General features: G+C 65.5%; 19 protein-coding genes. 6 read left to right on the forward strand and 13 right to left on the reverse strand.

Annotated elements, in window-relative coordinates; translation table 11 throughout:
• Positions 1–8 precede the first annotated feature (8 nt).
• Complete coding sequence (locus HL658_RS20870; protein ID WP_180284536.1) at positions 9–449, forward strand: PaaI family thioesterase; 441 nt, start codon at positions 9–11, stop codon at positions 447–449.
• Between the two features lie 16 nt (positions 450–465).
• On the opposite strand, the gene HL658_RS20875 is transcribed toward HL658_RS20870, so the two are convergent.
• The 4 genes from HL658_RS20875 to HL658_RS20890 are packed head-to-tail and all read right to left on the reverse strand — an operon-like array spanning position 466 to position 4,719.
• Positions 466–1,872: an efflux transporter outer membrane subunit gene (locus tag HL658_RS20875; RefSeq protein WP_246337760.1), complete on the reverse strand. Its 1,407-nt coding sequence runs from the start codon at positions 1,870–1,872 to the stop codon at positions 466–468.
• Entirely contained in the window at positions 1,872–2,858 is a 987-nt protein-coding gene (locus HL658_RS20880) for an efflux RND transporter periplasmic adaptor subunit (protein ID WP_180284538.1), read from the reverse strand. Before HL658_RS20880 ends, HL658_RS20875 begins: the two co-directional genes overlap by 1 nt.
• Positions 2,855–3,571, reverse strand: coding sequence for an ABC transporter ATP-binding protein (locus HL658_RS20885; RefSeq protein WP_180284539.1), 717 nt, complete (start codon positions 3,569–3,571; stop codon positions 2,855–2,857). Before HL658_RS20885 ends, HL658_RS20880 begins: the two co-directional genes overlap by 4 nt.
• A complete protein-coding gene (locus tag HL658_RS20890; RefSeq protein WP_180284540.1) occupies positions 3,568–4,719 on the reverse strand; it encodes an ABC transporter permease in 1,152 nt (383 codons plus the stop codon). Before HL658_RS20890 ends, HL658_RS20885 begins: the two co-directional genes overlap by 4 nt.
• 229 nt (positions 4,720–4,948) lie before the next feature.
• Here HL658_RS20890 and HL658_RS20895 point away from each other — a divergent pair, with 229 nt between their 5' ends.
• Positions 4,949–5,407, forward strand: a complete 459-nt coding sequence (locus HL658_RS20895; protein WP_180284541.1) for a hypothetical protein — start codon at positions 4,949–4,951, stop codon at positions 5,405–5,407.
• A 51-nt stretch (positions 5,408–5,458) separates the two neighbouring features.
• Here HL658_RS20895 and glmS read toward each other — a convergent pair whose 3' ends face one another.
• The 3 genes from glmS to HL658_RS20910 all read right to left on the reverse strand — a co-directional run bounded on the left by glmS (position 5,459) and on the right by HL658_RS20910 (position 9,347).
• Positions 5,459–7,282 (reverse strand): glutamine--fructose-6-phosphate transaminase (isomerizing), encoded by a 1,824-nt coding sequence (gene glmS, locus HL658_RS20900; RefSeq protein ID WP_180284542.1) that lies wholly within the window; start codon positions 7,280–7,282, stop codon positions 5,459–5,461.
• 53 nt (positions 7,283–7,335) lie between these two features.
• The gene (gene glmU, locus HL658_RS20905) at positions 7,336–8,688 is read right to left on the reverse strand and encodes a bifunctional UDP-N-acetylglucosamine diphosphorylase/glucosamine-1-phosphate N-acetyltransferase GlmU (protein ID WP_180284543.1); all 1,353 of its coding nucleotides are present in this window, start codon (positions 8,686–8,688) and stop codon (positions 7,336–7,338) included.
• Positions 8,689–9,155: 467 nt separating this feature from the next.
• A complete protein-coding gene (locus HL658_RS20910) occupies positions 9,156–9,347 on the reverse strand; it encodes a hypothetical protein (protein ID WP_180284544.1) in 192 nt (63 codons plus the stop codon).
• A gap of 302 nt (positions 9,348–9,649) precedes the next feature.
• Between HL658_RS20910 and gph the strand changes: the two genes are divergently transcribed.
• The gene (gene gph, locus HL658_RS20915; protein WP_246337749.1) at positions 9,650–10,330 is read left to right on the forward strand and encodes a phosphoglycolate phosphatase; all 681 of its coding nucleotides are present in this window, start codon (positions 9,650–9,652) and stop codon (positions 10,328–10,330) included.
• Between the two features lie 281 nt (positions 10,331–10,611).
• A complete protein-coding gene (locus tag HL658_RS20920) occupies positions 10,612–10,947 on the forward strand; it encodes a hypothetical protein (RefSeq protein WP_180284545.1) in 336 nt (111 codons plus the stop codon).
• A gap of 58 nt (positions 10,948–11,005) precedes the next feature.
• On the opposite strand, the gene HL658_RS20925 is transcribed toward HL658_RS20920, so the two are convergent.
• From HL658_RS20925 to HL658_RS20935, 3 genes are all read right to left on the reverse strand, one after another.
• Positions 11,006–11,239, reverse strand: coding sequence for a hypothetical protein (locus HL658_RS20925; protein ID WP_180284546.1), 234 nt, complete (start codon positions 11,237–11,239; stop codon positions 11,006–11,008).
• Complete coding sequence (locus HL658_RS20930; RefSeq protein ID WP_425485357.1) at positions 11,239–11,688, reverse strand: Fur family transcriptional regulator; 450 nt, start codon at positions 11,686–11,688, stop codon at positions 11,239–11,241. Before HL658_RS20930 ends, HL658_RS20925 begins: the two co-directional genes overlap by 1 nt.
• Positions 11,689–11,766: 78 nt before the next feature.
• A complete protein-coding gene (locus tag HL658_RS20935; protein WP_180284547.1) occupies positions 11,767–12,330 on the reverse strand; it encodes a carbonic anhydrase in 564 nt (187 codons plus the stop codon).
• Between the two features lie 210 nt (positions 12,331–12,540).
• Between HL658_RS20935 and rpe the strand changes: the two genes are divergently transcribed.
• Together rpe and HL658_RS20945 are read left to right on the forward strand one after the other, a co-directional pair.
• Positions 12,541–13,197 carry a ribulose-phosphate 3-epimerase gene (gene rpe / locus HL658_RS20940; RefSeq protein WP_180284548.1) on the forward strand — a complete coding sequence of 219 codons (657 nt, stop codon included), beginning with the start codon at positions 12,541–12,543 and terminating at the stop codon, positions 13,195–13,197.
• Positions 13,198–13,290: 93 nt separating this feature from the next.
• Positions 13,291–14,883 (forward strand): gamma-glutamyltransferase family protein, encoded by a 1,593-nt coding sequence (locus HL658_RS20945; protein ID WP_343055238.1) that lies wholly within the window; start codon positions 13,291–13,293, stop codon positions 14,881–14,883.
• Between the two features lie 43 nt (positions 14,884–14,926).
• Here the strand turns inward: HL658_RS20945 and HL658_RS20950 are convergent, their stop codons facing one another.
• From HL658_RS20950 to HL658_RS20960, 3 genes are all read right to left on the reverse strand, one after another.
• Positions 14,927–16,189 (reverse strand): hypothetical protein, encoded by a 1,263-nt coding sequence (locus HL658_RS20950; RefSeq protein ID WP_180287655.1) that lies wholly within the window; start codon positions 16,187–16,189, stop codon positions 14,927–14,929.
• Positions 16,190–16,855: 666 nt separating this feature from the next.
• Positions 16,856–18,061: a DUF6236 family protein gene (locus tag HL658_RS20955; RefSeq protein WP_180284550.1), complete on the reverse strand. Its 1,206-nt coding sequence runs from the start codon at positions 18,059–18,061 to the stop codon at positions 16,856–16,858.
• Positions 18,062–18,255: 194 nt separating this feature from the next.
• Complete coding sequence (locus HL658_RS20960) at positions 18,256–19,632, reverse strand: MobA/MobL family protein (RefSeq protein WP_180284551.1); 1,377 nt, start codon at positions 19,630–19,632, stop codon at positions 18,256–18,258.
• Positions 19,633–19,767: the final 135 nt, after the last annotated feature.

The following is a 19,767-nucleotide window of genomic DNA, read 5'->3' on the forward strand; positions in this document are numbered from 1 at the left end:
GGAGTAGCATGACCGCCTTCAAGCCCCGCAACCCCGACTGGGAAGCCATCACCCGCGCCACCATCGACCGCCAGCCGATCGTCCACACCATGGGCATGCGCCTCACTGCCATCGAGCCCGGCTTCGTGGAGCTGCGGATGAGGGTGGATCCGCGCTACGCGCAGCACCACGGGTACACGCACGCCGGCGTCGTGTCGATGCTGGCCGACAATGCCGGCGGCTTCGCGGCGCTGACGCTGATGCCGGCGGGGGCGGAGGTGCTGGCGGTGGAGTTCAAGATCAACCTGATGGCCCCGGCCAAGGGCGAGGAGATGATCGCACGGGCCCGCGTGGTGAAGTCGGGCCGCACCCTGACCGTCAGCAGCATCGAGGTGGCGATGGTGGACGGCGGACGCGAGGTGGACAACGCCCTGATGCAGCAGACCTGCATCGCCCTGATGCCGGAGTGACCGGGAGCCCGGCCCATCACGGCGTCGGCTCCCACCCGCCGCCAAGGGCTTTGAACAGGGCGACCGCAGCGGTGGCAAGCGCCGCGTCGCTCTGCACCAGCGTGTCGCGCGCGGTCGCCAGCGACCGCTGCGCGTCGAGCACATCGAGATAGGCCGCCAGACCCGCCCGGTACTGCACCTGGGCCAATGCCAGCGCGTCGGCGTAGGCGGCGACCGTGCGGGTCAACGCGGCGTTGTGCGCCTTTTCGCGGTCGAGCGCGGTCAAGGCGTTCTCCACCTCCTCGATGGCGGTCAGCACCGTGGCCCGCCACGCCGCGATGCGCTCGTCGCGGATCGCGGTCTTCTCGGTCACAACGGCCTCGCGACGCCCCGCATCGAACAGGGGCAGGTCGACCTGCGGACCGAAGGACCAGACGGAAGCGGTTGACAGCGTCGTCATCGACCGGAGACGGCTGGCGTTGAGCCCCACCGTCCCCGCCAAACTCACCGCCGGCAGCCGGTCGGCCTCGGCGACGCCGATGTCGGCGGTGGCGACGGCGATACGCCGTTCGGCCGCACGCACGTCCGGCCGCCGGTCGAGCACCGACAGCACCGGATCCGGCGTGATGGTACCGGCCAGCCGCGGGACCCGTCCACCGGTTCCCACCGCCGCGCGAACCGTCGCCGGGGTCTCCCCCGTGAGCACCGCCAGGCGGTGCATGGCCTGGCGGGCCCCGTCCTCCAACGGTGGGATGGTGGCCTCCGCGCTTTCCAGCTCCGCCCGTGCCCGCATCGCGTCGAGGGTCGTCCCGGTGCCGGCACGGGCCATGGCCTCGGTGAGCCGCAGTGTGTCGCGGCGGCTGTCCACCGTCTCGCGCGCGACGGTCAGCCGCGCCTGATAGGCGCGGAGATCCACATAGGACCGGGCGACGTCGCCGCACAGCGTCAGCATCGTGTCGGCGAGGTCGGCCCGCGTCGCCTGCACCTCGGCGGAGGAGGACTCCACCGCCCGCCGCGCTCCACCAAACACATCGAGCTCGAAGGTCGCGTCGAACCCGGCCTGGAAGCTGTTCCCGACAACCGCTCCGTCGCCCGCCACCGACGACCGGCCGTCCGCCCCGGTCTGCCGCTGCCGCGTGGCGCTGGCCGAGCCGTCGAGTGTCGGGCGGGTCCCCGCCTGCTGCTGCCCCAGTAGGGCGCGGGCCTGACGCAGCCGCGCGGCGGCCTGTGCCACATCGGCGTTGCCGCGGGCGGCGCGCTCCATCAGGTCGGTCAACACCGGATCGTCGAAACGGCGCCACCATCCAGCCAGCGACTCCACCCGCTCCGCGCTTGCCGATGGGCTCTCCCAAGCCGCCGGAAGCGATGCCGTGGGCGGCGTGTAGTCGGGGCCGACCATGCAGGCGGACAGCAGGACGAGCAGCGCCAATGCCGGAAGACGCATCACGGCGCGCCCCGCTCGGCCACCGCCGCATGCGGATCGGCGGACAGCGGTGGAGCCTCGATGAAGACGTCGAGGATCTGGCCGGCATAGACCGGCAGGGACGGGTCCTCCACCGCATACACGACCTGGAGCACGCGCGTGTCCACCCGCTCGCTGCTGTCACCGGTGAGCGATGTCTTCGGCGTGACGTAGGGCTCCATATGCACGAAGCGCAGCGCCGACGACAGATTGCGGTTGCCGCGCAGATAGGCCTTGGCCGCGGCGCCGGCGCGAAGGCGCCAAGCGTCGTTCTCGTCGATCTCGACCCGCACATGCAGCGCCCCGGTCCGGCCGAGCATCACCAGCGGCGTGCTGAGCGCGCTCGCCGACGCGTATTCGCCGGGTCGTAGATTGACCTGGAGCACCTCGGCGTCGAACGGAGCGGCGACCGTCAGCCGGGCGAGCGCGGTGTCCGCCTGGGCGAGCAGCGCCTTCGCCGACTCGGTCGCCGCCCGCGCCGACGCCAGCTTCGCCTCCGCCACCTTCACGGCGTACCGGCGCTTGGCGAGGTCCTCCACGCTGACGGCGCGCCGATCCGACACCGTGTCCGCGAGCCTGAGCTGGTTGCGGTAATCGGCCAGGCTCGCCTCCATCTCCGCCACCTGCGCCTCCGCCTCGGCGAGCTCCGCCACGCGCTGGTCGCGTGTCGCCCGCTCGACCCGGTCATCCAGTTGGAACAGCGTGTCTCCGGCACGCACCCGGTCGCCGGGCGCCACCGCGACCAGGGTCACGATGCCGCCGACCGCCGACCCGATGGCAACCGTGCGGCCCGGCGGTTCCGTCTGGCCGGTGCCACCGATGTAATTGGCGAAGGGCGCGATGGCCGGCTCGGCGATGGGCTGGGCGATCGGCGCCGGCTTGCTTGCCGACAGGACCGCGGCCACGGCAATGAGCATCCCGGACAGCGCAAGGGCCGGCAGCAGAAGCCGCCGGAAGGTGGCGATCATGGAACCGTGCTCCCGTCATTCGGCCGCGGTGCGCCGACCCGCAGGATGCGGCCGTCGTCCATCTCGGCGATGCGATCGGCGAACTCGTAGATGCGATGGTCATGGGTGACGACGAGCAGCGTGCTGTCCCGCTCGTGCGCGAGGCGGCGGAGCAGCCGCATCACCTCCATGCCCGTGTGGTGGTCGAGCGCGCTGGTCGGCTCGTCGCACACCACCAGGGCCGGGCCGTGGACGATGGCGCGGGCCAGAGCCACCCGCTGCTGCTGCCCGCCGGACAGTTGCGACGGCCGCTTCGCCGCGTGGGCACCCAGTTCCACCGCCTCCAGCGCCTCCAGCGCCGCGCGGCGCGCCGCGGACCTTGCGGCTCCGTTGAGCAGCATGGGCACCGCCACGTTCTCCTGGGCGGTCAGTGTCGGGATCAGGTTGAAGGCCTGGAACACGAAACCGATGTGACGCCGGCGGAAAGCGGACGCGGCTGCCGGGGCCAGGGTATCCAGATCGGTACCGAGGATCCGGCACTCCCCGGTGTCGCGCCGCAGAACCCCGGCTATGATCGAAATCAGCGTGGTCTTGCCGCAGCCGGACGGCCCGACGAGGAACATGACCTCTCCCGCCCGCACCTCCAGGTCGGCGCCGCTGACCGCCTGGACCCGTCCGGCGGCGGACGGATAGGACTTGCCGACGCCACGGCAGAGCACCGCGGCACCCGTCATTTGAACACCACCGCCGGATCGAGCGTCAGCACGCGACGCAGTCCGAAGGAGCCGGATACGCCGCCCACCAGAACCACCACCGCCGCCGAGGCGCCGATCATCGACCAAGTCAGGGTCAGCGTGATTTCGCTGCCGGCCATGGCGAAGGCGAACAGGGCGATCGCACCGATGCCGATCCCATAGCCGATCAGGGTGACGCCGGCGGCCTGCAGAGCCACCATCGCGATCAGCGTGCCCGATCCGGCGCCCATGGCGCGCAGCACCGCGAAATGCCGCTGGTTATCGAGCATGAAGTTGTGGAAGGTCATTCCGGCGATGCCGCCACCGATGACGAAGGCGATCACCGTGGACAGTCCGAAATTCATCAACACACCGGTGTTGGCGATGAACCAACGCAGCGACTCCTCGGAGAACTCCCGCGTGGTGCGCCCCTTCAGCCCGGTCAGGCGGGCGATGTCGCGCGACACCGCGGCGCTGTCGGCTCCCGGCTTGAGCTTGACGAGGACATAGGAGAGGAGCTTGCGCTCGCTCGGCACGAAGGCCTTGGCGCGTTCGTAGGTGGTGTAGATGACGGGCTGGGACTGGAAGTTCTTGCGGCCGCGGTAGATGCCCATCACCCGCGCGTGATGGTCGTTGAGCTCCAGCGTGTCACCGGGTGCCAGCGGCCGCGTTCCGCCGCCCGACAGCGGATAGGCGAGCCGGCCGCCGGCGGCGTCCACATCCACCAGAATTCCGTCGGCGACGCGCAGGTCTGCCAGCGTTCCCGCCACCATGTCCCCCGGTCCGCCGATCAGCGTGGCATCGTCCAGCCCTATGAACTGGCTGTTCTGCGAACTGCCGTCCGGCAAGCGGGCGCGGATCGATCCCTTGTAGAGCGGCACCGCCCAGGCGACCCCCGGCACGCCGCGCACGCGGTTCACCTGGGTGTCGGTCATCGCCTTGATGTCGTCGATGTAGGCCGACCGCGGGTCGGTCACCCACATGTCGATTCCACCAATGGAATCGACGAAACTGGTCGTACTCGACAGGATGGATTGCAGCATCGCCCCCTGCTGGGTGATCAGCAGCGTGGTGAAGGCGAGCGAGAGGACGATCCCGAGACACTTGGCGCGGTCTCCGGCAAGCATCGTCCAGGCAACGGACAACATGACGGCGGTGTGACTCCCTGCTCCGGAACCATCCCCGTGGGCCGGGGCCGGAGCCGCAGTCGGGGAGGTTGCGGCCCTTCGACGGATCGACGGCGCCATGTCCTGCGACCGCCGGCCGGAACCTGCCATGCGTTCCGGGAACAGGGTGCCTGTTCACGAGGTGGAAAGTCTTGTGCACCATACTGCCCGGAACCGGCGCCAGCCGGCGGCATCGAGTGGAGTTCAGGGGATGAAAGGGTTTTGTCTGGGCATGCTCACGCTGGTCATGGCGGGCATGACGGCGGCGACGGCAGCCGAAGCGGCGACCAAGAAGGAGCCGCCGGCCTGCGCGGCCATCTCCTTCCGGCCGGTCGCGGCGGGCACGCCGGACGGCGAACAGGAGGCGGGCTCCTACAAGTCGCGCTTCGGCCGGATCGAGATCAGGGCCGACGTGAAGGGCGGCATGGCCTCCAACTACTACATGGTCATCAATGGCAAGCGCGCCGACGCCATGCCGACCCCGCCCGCCGCGTCGGAGACGTGCCTGACCTCCAAGAGCGTCAAGCTGCCCTTCGAGAAGCAGGCGCAGGGTGCCTGCACCGGCGAACGCTTCCGCGTGGTCATCGACCGCTCCGGCGCCAAGCCGATGGCCCTGTTCTTCGGCCTGCGCGGCAACGCCTGGGCCTACTGCAACGCCGCCGCCGTGTAGGCGGGAGGGCCGCCGGGTCCGGGGGGCCGGGCCCGGCGGCGTTCAGCCCCCCTACTCCACCGTCACGCTCTTCGCCAGGTTCCGCGGCTGGTCCACGTCCGTGCCCTTCAGCACCGCGGTGTGGTAGGCGAGGAGCTGCACCGGGATGGCGTAGAGGATCGGGGCCACGATGGGGTCGCAGGCCGGGAGTTCGACGGACCAGCGGACGCGGTCGGACAGGCGGTCGATGCCCTTGCGGTCGGCGATCAGCAGGACCTTGCCGGAGCGGGCGCAGACCTCCTGCACGTTGCTGACCACCTTCTCGAACAGGTTGTCGGAGGGGACCAGCACGATCACCGGGACGGCGTCGTCGATCAGCGCGATGGGCCCGTGCTTCAGTTCGCCGGCGGCGTAGCCTTCGGCGTGGATGTAGCTGATCTCCTTCAGCTTCAGCGCCCCTTCCATGGCCAGCGGGTACATGGCGCCGCGGCCGAGATAGAGCACGTCGCGGGCTTCCGACACCTCGGCGGCGAGGTCCTTCAGGCGCTCGTCGTGGGCCAGCACCTCGGCGGCGCGGGCGGGGACCTCGCGCAGGGAGCGGGCGACCGACATCAGCCGCTCGTCGTCGATGGCGCCGCGGGCGTGCGCCACCTGGGCGGCGAGGCAGGCGAGCGTGGTGAGCTGGGTGGTGAAGGCCTTGGTCGAGGCGACGCCGATCTCCGGCCCGGCCATGGTGTAGAGCACGGCGTCGCTCTCGCGCGCGATGGTGCTTTCCGGCGCGTTGACCACGGACAGGATGCGCTGGCCCTGGCGCTTGCAGTAGCGCAGCGCCTCCAGCGTATCCAGCGTCTCGCCGGACTGCGAGATGAAGAGCGCCACGCCGTTCTCCGGCATCGGCGCCTCGCGGTAGCGGAACTCCGACGCGATGTCGATCTCGACCGGCAGGCGGGCCAGCGTCTCGAACCAGTATTTCGCCACCAGACCCGCGTAAAAGGCCGTACCGCAGGCGACGATGGTCAGCCGGCTCGCCCGCGCCAGATCGAAGGGCAGATCCGGCATGGTGATGCGCGAGGTCTCCGGGTTGATGTAGCTGTTGACCGTGTCGCCGATCACCTGCGGCTGCTCGTAGATCTCCTTCAGCATGTAGTGGCGGTAGCCGTCCTTGCCGATCAGGGCGCCCGACACCGCGGTGGTCTTCACCGGACGATCGACGACGGCGCCGCCGGCGTCGTGGATGACCGCACCGGCGCGCGTCACCTCGGCCCAGTCGCCGTCCTCCAGATAGCAGATGCGGTTGGTCAGCGGCGCCAGCGCGAAGGCGTCCGACGCCAGATACATCTCGCCGTCGCCGAAACCCACCGCCAGCGGCGTGCCGTGCCGGGCGCCGATCAGCAGGTCGTGCTCGCCGGCGAAGACCAGCACCAGCGCGAAGGCTCCGGTGAAGCGCTGGAAGGCGGCGTGCGCGGCTTCCGCCGGGGCCATGCCGCGGTCCATGTTGAGGGTGACGAGATGGGCGATGACCTCGGTGTCGGTGGCGCTCTCGAAGACGCAGCCGGCCTCGATCAGCTCGTCCTTCAGCTCCTGGTAGTTCTCGATGATGCCGTTGTGGACGACCGCCACGCGCTTGGTGGCGTGCGGGTGGGCGTTGTTCTCGGTGGGGCCGCCGTGGGTCGCCCAGCGGGTGTGACCGATGCCGACGGTGCCGGCCAGCGGCTGCTCGCGCAGGCGGGCGTCCAGGTTCAGCAGCTTGCCCTCGGCACGGCGCCGGTCGATGTGGCCGTTGACCAGCGTCGCCACGCCGGCACTGTCATAGCCGCGGTATTCGAGCCGGCGCAGCCCCTCAACGAGACGGGGAGCCGCGTCGTTCACGCCGACGATACCGATGATGCCGCACATGGGGATGATTCTCCGGATGGGATGGGGATGCGAGGGTCGGGCCGGTGCGCCGGTCAGCGCTTCCTGGCCTTCTCCTCCGCCTTCACGGCGCGGAAGCGGCCGGCCCAGCCGGCGTGGCTGGCCTGCTTGCCGCGGGCGACCGCCATGGCGTCGGCCTCCACGTCGCGGGTGATGACACTGCCGGCGGCGATCATGGCGCCGTCGCCGACCTTCACCGGAGCGACCAGCGCGGTGTTGGAGCCGATGAAGGCCCCGGCGCCGATGTCCGTCCGGTGCTTGTTGAAACCGTCGTAGTTGCAGGTGATGGTGCCGGCGCCGACGTTGGCCTTCGCCCCCACCCGCGCGTCGCCGATGTAGGTGAGGTGGTTGACCTTCGCCCCCGCCTCGATGCGGGCGTTCTTGACCTCGACGAAATTGCCGATGTGCACGTCCGGCCCGATCTCGGCGCCGGGACGCAGCCGGGCGTAGGGGCCGATGATGGCGCCGCTGTCGATCCGCACCTGCTCCAGATGGCAGAAGGACTTGATCTCCACGCGATCGGCCACCGACACGCCGGGACCGAACACGACGTAAGGGGCGACGGTCACGTCGCGGCCGAGGCGGGTGTCGTGGCTGAAGGTGACGGTGTTGGGGTCGGTCAGGGTGGCGCCGTTGTCCATGGCCGCCTTGCGCAGGCGGCGCTGCACCACGCGCTCGGCCTCCGCCAGCTCCTCGCGGCTGTTGACGCCCATCACCTCGGCCGGGGCCGCCTCCACCACCGCGCAGGGCATGGACTCGCTGCGGGCGATCTGGACGACGTCGGTCAGGTAGAATTCGCCCTTGGCGTTGCTGTTGCCGATGCGGTTGATCAGCCCGGTCATGCGGGCGCCGTCGAAGGCCATCAGCCCGGCGTTGCAGAGGGTGACGCGCCGCTCGTCCTCCGTGGCGTCGAGATACTCGACGATCTTCTCCAGCCCGCCGCGGGCGTTCAGGATCAGCCGGCCATAGGCACCGGGATCGTCGGGCCGCATGCCCAGCACGACGACCGCCGGATCGCTCGGCTGGCGCCGCGCCTGGATCATGGCGCGCAGCGTGTCGGGGGTGACCAGCGGCGTGTCGCCGTAGAGCACCACCACGTCGCCGCGGAACCCCTCCAGCAGCCCGAAGGCCGACCGCACCGCGTCGGCGGTGCCCTGCTGGCGCTCCTGCACGGCCGTGGGGTAGGGATGGACGACGGCGGCCACATCCTCCATGCCCGGCCCGACGACGACCACCACGTGGTCGGGATCCAGCTCCCGCACGGTGGCCAGCACATGCCCGATCATCGGACGGCCGGCCACCTTGTGGAGGACCTTCGGCAGGTCGGACTTCATGCGGGAGCCTTTGCCGGCGGCAAGGATCACGCAGGCGAGCGGGCGGTGGTTCATGCCATTCCCTGAGTTGGTGTTCGCGCCGAATTCGTGCCGTGATATTGAGTGCCACAGAGCAGCGGCGAACCCCAAGTCAACTTTTGTGTCATCGCGTAGGGGTTTCGTGAAGCCAAGAGGTTACGCCGGGCGATTGCACAGGCGAAGGCGGTGCCGTCATTGGTCGTCGTCTGAACGGGCCCCAGGCGCCGCCGGAGGTGCCGCGGCCGGACCACCCGTCTCCCTTTCGGGTGTGGCGCAATTGCCATGGGGAGGGGAATTTGCGGTCCGCCCGGCGAACAGAGCCGTCAAGCCGGTGGCGGTTCCGCGGGCGACGCGGTAGCTTCCATCCAAGCAAAAAAAGACCGCGCCCGGTGAGGGGCGCGGCAGGCGTGGCAAATAGGGGTTATGAGTCTAAAATGGACTGTCGCGCCGGTCGTTTCAAGGTTGAAAAAGAGGTAATGCGCGCTGACCGGCGTGCGTTTTCGTCATGACTCCGTTGTCGGCGGGTCACGAAGAAGCCGTTCGGCAAGGGTGATCAGCGCGTCCGACCACTGAAGACGGAACGCCGCCTCCTGCATGGTGACAGGCCGGACATAGACCGCCCGCTCGATACGACCAGCGGCGGCCAGCAGGCGGGCGGCAAGGACTTTACGATCGGCTTCGGTCGTCGGGCACATGTCGGGCTGGTTCCGGAGTGACGTTTCGCTGGCCCGCCCCTCTCCGCAAGCGTCATGCCAAGGCATCATGACCGTCGGATGACCCGCGCAGCCCGCTCCCGGCTTGCCATTTAGCGCAATCCGCCCCTGACGAGCCTGCCGACAGGCACTCCGTGCCGTCGCCGCGTCGCAGAATGCGATGCCGGGCGTCGCCAATTGCGGCGAACAAATGGTTAACGGCAGGCCGGCAAGCCTTGTGGCGACCGTGGCGCGGGTGCTATCGACCGGGTCGGCGTTCCGCCGCAACCACCAGGAGCCCCGCCATGCCGATGTCGCCCGTTCCCTTCGAGTGCGTCGTGTTCGACCTCGACGGGACGCTGATCGACAGCGCGCCGGACATCGCACGGGCGCTCAACCGCACCCTGGGAGACCTGGCCCGCGCGCCGCTGGGCCTCGACCAGGTGATCTCCATGGTCGGAGACGGCTCCACCGCCCTGCTGCGGCGCGCCCTGCTCGCCACCGGCCCGGAACTGGCGGGGCCGGAGTTCCAGGACGCCCTCGGCCGGTTCCTCGACGTCTATTACGAGGAATCCGAAAACCCCTCCTGCCTGTATCCGGGCGTGACCGAAACCTTGGCCGAACTGTCGGTGCGCGGCGTGGCGCTCGGGCTCTGCACCAACAAGCCGGAACGGATCACCCGCCGGCTTCTCGGGTTCCTGGGGCTTGAGGCGCTGTTCGCGGCGGTGGCCGGCGGCGACACGTTGCCGGTGAAGAAGCCGGACGGGCGGCACCTGGGCTGGGTGATCGAGACGCTGGGCGGCGGCCGTGCGGCCATGGTCGGCGACAACGCCAACGACGTGCAGGCGGCCCGCTCGGCCGGCGTGCCGGTGGTCGCCGTCAGCTACGGCTACCCGCGGATGCCCGTCGGAGAGCTGGGGGCGGACGTGGTGATCGACCGTTTCCCGGACCTGCCGGAGGCTCTGGCACGGCTGCCGCGGGCGTAGGACCGCCGGTGCCGGGAACGGCGCGGAACACGCCCTGCCCTGTCCGTGTTCATCGAGCATCCGATCCGCCGCCCGGCGTGGAACGCCCGGCCGGCATCGCCCCTTCGCTGGAGACAAGCATGAACAACGTCATCTACATCGTCGGTCTGGTCGTCGTGGTGATCGCCGTTCTGAGCTTCGCCGGGATCGTCTGACGCCGGTGCGCCACCCATGGATCACTGGACATCGCAGCGCGTCGACGTTCACTATCCTCCCATCGATGGGGGTAGGGAGTGTCTGTGATGAGGCGGGGTGCAGTGGCCACCGTGTTCCTGGCGGCGGTCGCGCTTGGGGGGTGTCAGACATCGGGGAACGACAGCGGCTGGTACAGCAGCCCGTCCTCGAGCTATTCGAGCAGCAGCCGCTCGGACGATGACGACTCGCCCAGCGTCCACAACCTCTCGGGCGGTGCGCGCGAGGCGTTGAAGGCCGGGTGCCGGGAGCGTTACGACAACGACCGCAAGTACCGCGAGTGCCTGAACGGCGACCGGCACAGCGAGGAGGCCCTGGCCGTCGGCTGCGCCAAGCGTTACCCCAACGACGGCGCCAAGATGCGCCGTTGCCTCGCCGGAAACTGATGACGAGCAGCCCGCCCGCGCCACCATGGCGTTGGGCTGGCGCCCGCCGGGCGCACGTTCAGTGCGGGCGCCCGTCGGCGACCCAGCGGGCCACGATCTCGGCCGCCTCGGGCGGCGGGACTTCGGGGTGATGCCATCGCATGACGACGAGCGCCGCCTCCAGGGCGTGCGCCATCGGCTGGCCGCGGCCCACCAGTTCGCGGAAGGCCCGCTCCACCATCGGGCGGCACCCGCAGGCCGCGGCCTCGCAGGCGGCCAGACGCTGCGTTTCCTCGTCGTGCTCGTGCACCATCAACGCTCCTCCGCCGGCTTGTCGCGCCGCACGCCGAACAGGGCGAGCCGGGTTCCGACGAGCGAGTAGCCCAGATCGCGCGCGATGCGTTGGAGGATCGCATCGACATCGGCGCTGGTGAACTCGGCCACCGACCCCGTTTCCACGTCGATCAGATGGTGGTGCTGGTCGCCGCGCGCCTCCTCGTAGTGGGCGCGGCCGTCGCCGACGTCGATCCGCTCGACGATGCCGGCGTCCTCGAACATCCGCATGGCCCGGTAGACCGTGGCGAGGCTGATCCCGGCGTCATGGGCCGAGGCCCGCCGGTACACCTCCTCCACGTCCGGGTGATCGTCGGCCTCGGACAGAACGCGCGCGATCACGCGGCGCTGCTCCGTCATCTTCAGCCCCTTTTCGGCACACAGCCGTTCCAGCCGCGTGGGTTCTTCCTTGGCTTGAGCTTGCGACACGCGCGTCTCCGGTTCCAGCGGACCTCGCTCTGAAGATGGTGCCGGCCCGTCGGGCGGGCCAGCCCACCACGCGGGAGATCATGCCGGCGTCGGGATCTTTTCGACCGTCCCGTCGAGCGCCATGAGGAGCAGCTCCACCTCCAGATCCGGGTGCTTGCCCTTGATCATCTGAGCGAGCTTCTGGAGATGCTCGGCGTGCACCGCCGTCTCCTTCGCCCGGTCGTCCTTCAGGTCGAGCCCCAGGAACACCTTATACGCTCCGCAATCGCGATGATCCATGATCATGACGCGGCGGATGTGGTGGAGCTGCTTGGCGACGTCCACATGCTGGAAGAAGGTGACGCCCCAGTCCTTCCGGTGGTCGGTGAGTGCGCCCAGGCTGGCTCCGGCCAGGATGATCTGGTCGTAGTTGTCCTTCAGGCCGCGGCCGGTCATGTAGGCGGTGACGTCGTCCACCAGCCGGTAATCCATGCAGCACAGCAGCAGCGCATCGATGGAGCCGGCGGCCTTCGCCGAACCCGGCAGAATTGGCGCGAGCAACGCCACCCCGGCGCCGAGCGTCGCCAGCGTCAGGAAATTACGCCGCGTATTTTCCGGAATTACGCAGCAACATCCATCATGTTTCCCGTGGTGATCCGTCATAGCTCCCCCACATATTCAGATCGAATATTCCACGCGCGCCTTCACGCGCCGTGGTTGTCAGTATAGCGGAATGCTGATCTTTGACTACCCCTTTTGGGATTCTCTGTTTGTGACAATTGGTTCGCCGGACGTGTGATCGCACGGGGTTGGGATGACCGCCGATCGGTGCTATGACCACGCCGATCCAGAGCCCCTGCCCGGAACCGCGCCATGCCCGCCGTGAAGATCGCCCCATCCATCCTCTCCGCCGATTTCGCCCGCCTGGGCGAGGAGGTCCGCGCCGTGGACGCGGCGGGGGCCGACTACATCCACATCGATGTGATGGACGGGCATTTCGTGCCCAACATCACCATCGGCCCGGCGGTCGTGAAGGCGCTGCGCCCGCACAGCGCCAAGCCCTTCGACGTGCATCTGATGATCGCGCCGGTCGATCCCTACATCGCCGATTTCGCCAAGGCCGGGGCCGACATCATCACCGTCCACCCGGAGGCGGGGGCGCATCTGCACCGCACCATCCAGCTCATCAAGGCGCAGGGGAAGAAGGCCGGGGTGTCGCTGAACCCCGCGACTCCGCTGTCCGCCATCGAATGGGTGCTGCACGAGTTGGATCTGGTGCTGGTGATGACCGTCAACCCCGGCTTCGGCGGCCAGAGCTTCATCGACAGCCAGCTCCCCAAGATCCGCGAGCTGCGCCGCCGCATCGACACGCTGGGCAAGCCCATTGATCTGGAGATCGACGGCGGCATCAACACCGACACGGCGCCGCTCGCCATCGCGGCGGGGGCCGATGTGCTGGTGGCCGGCACCGCCACCTTCACCGGCGGGGCGGAGCGCTACGCCGCCAACATGCAGGGCTTGCGCGGCTGACCACCGCGGCTCCTCCTTGGCGGTTTCGCGGCACCGGACGATAATCCGGTCCCGAACGAACGCGCCGCGCCACAGCGGCCAGGGAGGACACCGGTGAGAGACTTCCAGAAGCCCGGCCGCTCGCCGGCTTACGGCGAGCACGGCATGGCCGCGACCTCGCACCCGCTGGCGACACTGACGGCGCTCGACGTGCTGCGCGCCGGCGGCAAGGCGGTCGACGCGGCGCTGGCGGCCAGCGCCATGCTGTGCGTGGTGGAGCCGCACATGACCGGTGTCGGCGGCGACTGCTTCGCGCTCTACGCCCCGGCCGGCGGCACCGGGGACGGCCCGGTGCTGGCGCTCAACGGCTCCGGCATGGCGCCGGCCGCGGCGACGGTGGACGCGCTGCGGGCGCTGGGCCTCGACTCCATCGGGCCGGAGAGCCCGCACGCCGTCACCGTGCCCGGCGCGGTGGACGCCTGGTGCCGGCTCCAGGAGGAGCACGGCACCCGCGGGCTGGACGAGCTGTTCGCCCCCGCCATCCGCCGCGCGGAGGAGGGCTACGCCATCCATCCCCGCGTCGCCTATGATTGGGCGAAGCACTATCAGCGGGTGTGCGGCGACGCCAACGCGCGGGCCGTCTTCGGGCTCGACGGCCGTCCCCCCTCCCCCGGCGACCGGCACAGCCAGCCGGCGCTGGCCGCCACGCTGCGCGCCATCACCGCCCAGGGCCGCGCCGGCTTCTACGAGGGTGCGGTGGCGGAGGACATGGTGGACACGCTGCGCGGGCTCGGCGGGCTGCACACGCTCGACGATTTCGCCGCCCAGCGCGCCGACTGGGTGACGCCGATCCGCACCGCCTACCGCGACCACGAGGTCTATGAATGCCCGCCCAACGGCCAGGGGCTGGCGGCGCTGGTCATCCTGAACATCCTGCGCGGCGTGCCCCGATTCGCGGAGCTGCCGCCGGCCGACCGCATCCATTGGCTGGCCGAGGCGTCCAAGCTCGCCTACCACCTGCGCGACACGCGATTCTGCGACCCGCGGCACGGCGCGGTCGATGTCGAAGGGCTGCTGTCCGACGCGATGGCGGAGCGGCTGCGCGGTGCCATCGACCCGCAGGCCGCCGGCCCCGGAATCCCTCCGGATGGGCCGGAGCACCGGCACACGGTCTATCTCTGCGTGGTCGACCGCGACGGCAACGCCATCTCCTTCATCAACTCCATCTTCGACCTGTTCGGCAGCACCCGCATGGCGCCGAAGAGCGGCGTGATGCTGCACAACCGCGGCCAGTCCTTCCGCCTGGACCCCGCCCACCCCAACGCCATCGCGCCCCGCAAGCGCCCGCTGCACACCATCATCCCCGGCATGCTGGTGAAGGACGGGCGCGCGGTGATGCCCTTCGGCGTGATGGGCGGCCAGTACCAGGCGGTGGGGCACGCCGACCTGATCACCGGCATCCTCGACCACGGCCTCGACCCCCAGGCCGCCATGGACCGCCCCCGCAGCTTCGCCCACGCCGGCATCCTGAAAATGGAAGCCACCCACGACCCCGCCCTCATCGCCGACCTCCGCCGCCGCGGCCACACCGTGGAGATCACCCCCGATCCCCTCGGCGGCTCCCAGGCCATCCACATCGACCACGCGCGAGGCGTGCTGATCGGCGGGTCCGATCCGCGGAAGGACGGGTGCGCGATGGGGTATTGAGGGAGATGGGGAGGCCCGGCTTGGGGGGCTGGGCCAGCTTCCATTAGCGAATTGACGCCGCTTTGTCGATAACTGGTATTTTTCTAATCGTTTTTACCACCTCTGAAATTGCCGCATCACGAAGTTGATCAACGCTAACGGCTGAGCTCCCGCCATTGCACATCTGTTGCATGTGCGAATTTGCGACAAAAGATGCCGGCTGAACGCCACCAAACACATTCTGAATTCTTGCATTGCTGCAAATTTTCCATTCTCTTACGATCTTATTTCTTATAAGATCATCGAAAGGCTTTTCATTTTTCATTGCGGCTTTCACCTCAAAGGCGTAGTTGATCTGCACTCCCCCAGTCGAGACATCATAAATATACGTAGCATTTTTTGGCATTAGCAGTACCGCCGACAGCAGATCGACCTCATGTTGAGCATACATGACTGGTTGCACCATTGATGGCGCTTGGCGTTCCTCCCATTGAAGTTTTTTCACGAAAATGGATACCGTGGCTTGTTCGCTACCAGATACCAGAGATATGTTCGGGGATATATCGCGGAGCTTCGACGACAGGTCTTCATACAATAGGCGATCTTCGGGGGAGACAAAAAGACGAACAGAAACACTGCGATCAGCAAGAATTTTCCGCGCCTGCTCAGGAAACAATGGCGCCACAACTTCTTGCATTTGCGCTTTGCTAATGCGCATTTCTGGAAGGGATTGAAGAACCAATTTTGATTTTGGAGAATTTTTCCCTTCATTTGCTACTACCGAGAATATAGATTTCACCAAATAAGGATCTGGAGCGCTGTCTCCCTTTGCTTTTTCCAATGATGCAAGAAATATTTCACTGCCTATCTCTGGAGATTGAAGAGATGGATACAAAGAAATGTCATGCGACAGATCAACCTTGTACCTGCCGTTTCGGTATGATTCTAGGGCATACTGGTCCGCATATCGCAGAAGCTCAGTCTCAGCGTCCTTTCCAATTAATCCAAACTGCGCCATTGCGGGTATTTGGCGACCAACTTCTGACAATCGAGCGATGGAATAAGCTGAATTCAACAGTTCTTTATAATATCTTGGTATTGTAGCTTTCAGTTTTTCATTAGAATTTATTGTCTTTCTCGCTCTCTCACCATATGGCGTCTGTTGCGTGACGTAATAATTCATTTTACCCAGAGCCAGAGTGTAGCGACCCGCCGTCACGTCTGCCTCAGCATCATTTAGTTGATCTGCCGCATAGTCTGCAGTACGGCACGACGCAAGCGCGATTGCACCAAGGACAAACGCCGTTCCAATAATACGATTAAACATCTGCATTTCTCCGCTTATTTGTTTAGGATCGTGCACGGCAACTCGCATAATGAGCATACACACGCAGCTCACTTGGCAGCAAGCTGTCATTGCAGAGCGGATAACCACATATTACAGCATGCGGCATAACACTTTGACACGTAAGGTAAGCGATAATCCGTAGTGGATAGGGTTTTGATGAACCCCTCCATTTTGGACAACTCTGAGGAAATGGCAGCGTGAACCGGCGTGGCATCACAGCCAAATGTTCCGCACCTTGTAAGGACGGCAACGTCGGGATATTGAGCAAAAATCCCAAAACAGAAAAGGCCCAGCCAAGCGGCTGGGCCTTCTCGAACTCGGTGCCGAACCATTGGATGGTTGGCGTCCCCTAGGGGAGGGGACAGGCCATTACCGGGCAAGCGTCTGTCAACAAATGCACTTTCTGTCGAGAAGCGATAACCGGATCAGCCTTGGTCCACGAGACTGGTACACACGATGCTTAGAGACGTCAACCAAATATGATCGCTCCCGTATGGACAAGGCATCGCATCTCGTCGATTGCGGAATGATCCAATTTCCAAATGTCGCCAAGGAAATTTGTTCACTTGATCCACATATCAGCGGAGAAATTTCATGATAGATGAACGAACATCTGATGTGTAATGCGTAACTCCTTACCCTGGTTTAACAATCTGTTGGGGAAAATTTTCTTTCAATGTCGAGTAGGTACGTGTAAGGAGAAGTCCGACGAGTTTTTCTTCGTGCAAGGTGTGTCTTTACAGAAACGTCAGTGACTGCCAATACTGCTCCAGCAGCCAAAAGCGCTTGACCACTAAATCCTGTAAAATAGGCAAGAGCACCTCCGGCTGGAACAGAAACAGTCACCGCACGGTACATGCCCTCCCAAAGAGATTGAATCGAATTCTCTTTAAGTTCCTGCTTCAATGCCTCAAGCTTCGGCCGAACTCTGTTAGCGTATACAATACGAACTTTTTCCTCAAGCTCCTGAGCTGTCTCACAACTTGATATTTTTGAAGAAATGTCGTCGAATTGAGCGGACAACTCAGCAAGTTGATTGGTTCGAGACCGCTTAAAATTAAGCAGCTTGTCGATTCGTGTATTTGGATCAATCCGAATTGATTCCATGATGAAAGATACAAGCGCGCCTTTTTTATCAGACTGCTGTGAAGCTTTTACATCTTCAAGAATGGTGTGCAGATTAACAGCCATAGACGGCTCTTCATTAGTAAGAGCTGCAGTATCGGTTTCTTTCGCTAGCATAGCTGCGAGGGCTGACATATAAACTTCCGCAAAGCGGCTATCCAAAAGCAGCCACTCCCCATCGCGATCTTGAAAGCGTTCAGAGCGCCAAAGAAATCGACTTAGGCTAGGAGACATCTTTTCTGGGTGAATGCTAGCGTATTCGATTTCATCGAATAGATCCCGTATTCTAGGTGATAGCTTCTCAGGATGCATGCGCGCCACAGCAGCGCGCATCGCCCAATCCCTCAGTTCCGGTGACAGCTTTTCAGGGTGAATTCGTGCGCGATGAAATTGACGTCGGATATCTGTTCCAACCTTCTCAGCATGCATCAGAGTTCTTGAATTTGGATCGCTCTGATTCAAATTGCATCCGGGACCAAATTCATTTCGATCCATCAGAGCGACAACACGCTTCCCAAGTGTATCAAGTAGTTCTGGATGAAGATCACACCTTAGCGGCTCGAGAAATCCTTCCTTCCATAGAATCTTTGTGTCCAAACTCTTGTATGGATCTTTCACTGATCGCGGCGCAATCGTTTGGAGAGAGTCCCAAAACAATACCGCGGCGCGAAGCCAATCAGAGTCTTTTATGTCTATATATGGATAGTAAAGAGCCGAGCCGAGCATCTTTCACCTCGCGAATTGATGATTATTGTCACATTTTTATTATGCTCAGTCATTACTAATTTCACGCGAGCACATTATAGTATCAAGCGCCTTCTTATCGTCTTGACATACATGGGTATGCTCCTGCGTAAATCACAAAATCTCCCGAAAACTGCTTCGCACGACAGCGTCAATCCTGCTTGTATCGCTCTCCTTTAGCAGTAGCTCCGCTTATTAGGTGATGGCAAGTGTATTTGGGGCTCCCCTATCTGACAGGGCCCACCCTTCGATGGAGAAGCTGCCAGCCCGACGATATCCGGCCGGGTAGGCATGTGGAAACGGAAGTGGCATTCATCGGCCCGGAGGTTCACTTCCCGAGACAGCGATTGCAGATGCCTTTGGACGTGCTGCGACATGATATAGTCGGTAGCAATTGGCGGCACCAACAGCGCACATTCCAATGCCACAGCGTCCTTGAACTCCCTTGATCCCGTCAGCACCACCGACGTCCACCCATGCCGGGCTGCTGCGGCGGCGATTTCGGCGGCGGCAGTGCGGGTGATCGGGCCGTGAAAGGTGATTTGGTCGCCGTAGTCCACGAATTGGCTGCCGTCGTACAGGGTGATGATGGCCCGATGTTGTTCCGGGTCGAGGTGCACGGAGCGAACGTTCGCGGCCACCGACTCGGGCATCCACACCGTGTCGTAGTGCTGGCGGATCAGCCCGGCCAGAACGCGGCGGCGGCGTTCCTCCCGAGTCGCTCTGTCGCTGGGTGCGACGCCGGGTGTCCGGCGGCGGGCTTCCCGGGACAGCGCGGCCACCTCGGCCTTGGCGGCCTCGGCCATAGCAAGGGCCGCACGGTGCTGGTGTCGGAGGCGGCGGACGTCCTGCACCGCATGCACCGGAGCGGCTGCCGATGAGGTTGGATCAACTTTCCATGCGGCCCATGCCGCCCGGGGTACATTCCTTTCCGGCGGCGCGTGCTCTGGTTCAGCTGCGGCGCGACGATGGTCCACAGTGGACACGATCCCGTGGCCCTCGAAGAACGCGTTCATTTGGTCGGCCAGCAGGCCGCGCATCGCTCGCCCAGCGTTCTCCGTGAAGGCGGCGTTCCACTGCCGCTTCTTCTCGCTGAAGCCGTCACCCTCAAAGGCGCGCAGAGTGAGGAGAGCATGAGCGTGCGGCTGCTCCTCGCCGTCCGAAGCGGGCGGACAGTGGAGATCGACCTGCATCGCCATTCCCCGCGCTCGCAAGGGCTCGAGGACAGCTCGGGCGAAAGCCTCTCGCAGATGGGATGGGACGGTGCGCGGGATGCTGAACTCGATGGTCCGCGCGAGTTGCGCATCGCAACGACGCTCCACTGCCTCGGCCTCGCGCCACAGGCGGGCCGGGTCCGTCGCCCAATCCGGCGCGCCGTCTGGCAATAGCATGAATCCGCCGACCCACTCGCCGCGCTTCCTCCGCCAATCGTAGACGCGGCCCCCGCCGTCCTCCCGGCGGGCGCAAGCTTGGTAGGCACTTCGTTTGACGGCGGAGTGCCCGGCGGAGCGCGCAACAATGCCGAACTGAACATGGTACAGAACGGCGGTCATGCTGTGCCTCCGAGCCACGTTCCCGAAGGGAATGTATAGGCGAGACTGCTGAGGATCTCCGGAGGGAAAATATCTCCGGGACGGTGGAAACGACGAAAAGCTTGTTCCTTGCTTCGGCAAGTGCGGTGCTGACTC

This window comes from Azospirillum oleiclasticum (assembly GCF_013423485.1).
Classification (GTDB): domain Bacteria; phylum Pseudomonadota; class Alphaproteobacteria; order Azospirillales; family Azospirillaceae; genus Azospirillum; species Azospirillum oleiclasticum.

Excerpts from the sequence above, each read along its gene's own strand:
- HL658_RS20870 (WP_180284536.1), top strand. The coding sequence starts at position 9 with ATGACCGCCTTCAAGCCCCGCAACCCCGACTGGGAAGCCATCACCCGC.
- HL658_RS20875 (WP_246337760.1), bottom strand. The coding sequence starts at position 1,872 with ATGCGTCTTCCGGCATTGGCGCTGCTCGTCCTGCTGTCCGCCTGCATG.
- HL658_RS20880 (WP_180284538.1), bottom strand. The coding sequence starts at position 2,858 with ATGATCGCCACCTTCCGGCGGCTTCTGCTGCCGGCCCTTGCGCTGTCC.
- HL658_RS20885 (WP_180284539.1), bottom strand. The coding sequence starts at position 3,571 with ATGACGGGTGCCGCGGTGCTCTGCCGTGGCGTCGGCAAGTCCTATCCG.
- HL658_RS20890 (WP_180284540.1), bottom strand. The coding sequence starts at position 4,719 with ATGTTGTCCGTTGCCTGGACGATGCTTGCCGGAGACCGCGCCAAGTGT.
- HL658_RS20895 (WP_180284541.1), top strand. The coding sequence starts at position 4,949 with ATGAAAGGGTTTTGTCTGGGCATGCTCACGCTGGTCATGGCGGGCATG.
- glmS (WP_180284542.1), bottom strand. The coding sequence starts at position 7,282 with ATGTGCGGCATCATCGGTATCGTCGGCGTGAACGACGCGGCTCCCCGT.
- glmU (WP_180284543.1), bottom strand. The coding sequence starts at position 8,688 with ATGAACCACCGCCCGCTCGCCTGCGTGATCCTTGCCGCCGGCAAAGGC.
- HL658_RS20910 (WP_180284544.1), bottom strand. The coding sequence starts at position 9,347 with ATGTGCCCGACGACCGAAGCCGATCGTAAAGTCCTTGCCGCCCGCCTG.
- gph (WP_246337749.1), top strand. The coding sequence starts at position 9,650 with ATGCCGATGTCGCCCGTTCCCTTCGAGTGCGTCGTGTTCGACCTCGAC.
- HL658_RS20920 (WP_180284545.1), top strand. The coding sequence starts at position 10,612 with ATGAGGCGGGGTGCAGTGGCCACCGTGTTCCTGGCGGCGGTCGCGCTT.
- HL658_RS20925 (WP_180284546.1), bottom strand. The coding sequence starts at position 11,239 with ATGGTGCACGAGCACGACGAGGAAACGCAGCGTCTGGCCGCCTGCGAG.
- HL658_RS20935 (WP_180284547.1), bottom strand. The coding sequence starts at position 12,330 with ATGACGGATCACCACGGGAAACATGATGGATGTTGCTGCGTAATTCCG.
- rpe (WP_180284548.1), top strand. The coding sequence starts at position 12,541 with ATGCCCGCCGTGAAGATCGCCCCATCCATCCTCTCCGCCGATTTCGCC.
- HL658_RS20950 (WP_180287655.1), bottom strand. The coding sequence starts at position 16,189 with ATGTTTAATCGTATTATTGGAACGGCGTTTGTCCTTGGTGCAATCGCG.
- HL658_RS20955 (WP_180284550.1), bottom strand. The coding sequence starts at position 18,061 with ATGCTCGGCTCGGCTCTTTACTATCCATATATAGACATAAAAGACTCT.
- HL658_RS20960 (WP_180284551.1), bottom strand. The coding sequence starts at position 19,632 with ATGACCGCCGTTCTGTACCATGTTCAGTTCGGCATTGTTGCGCGCTCC.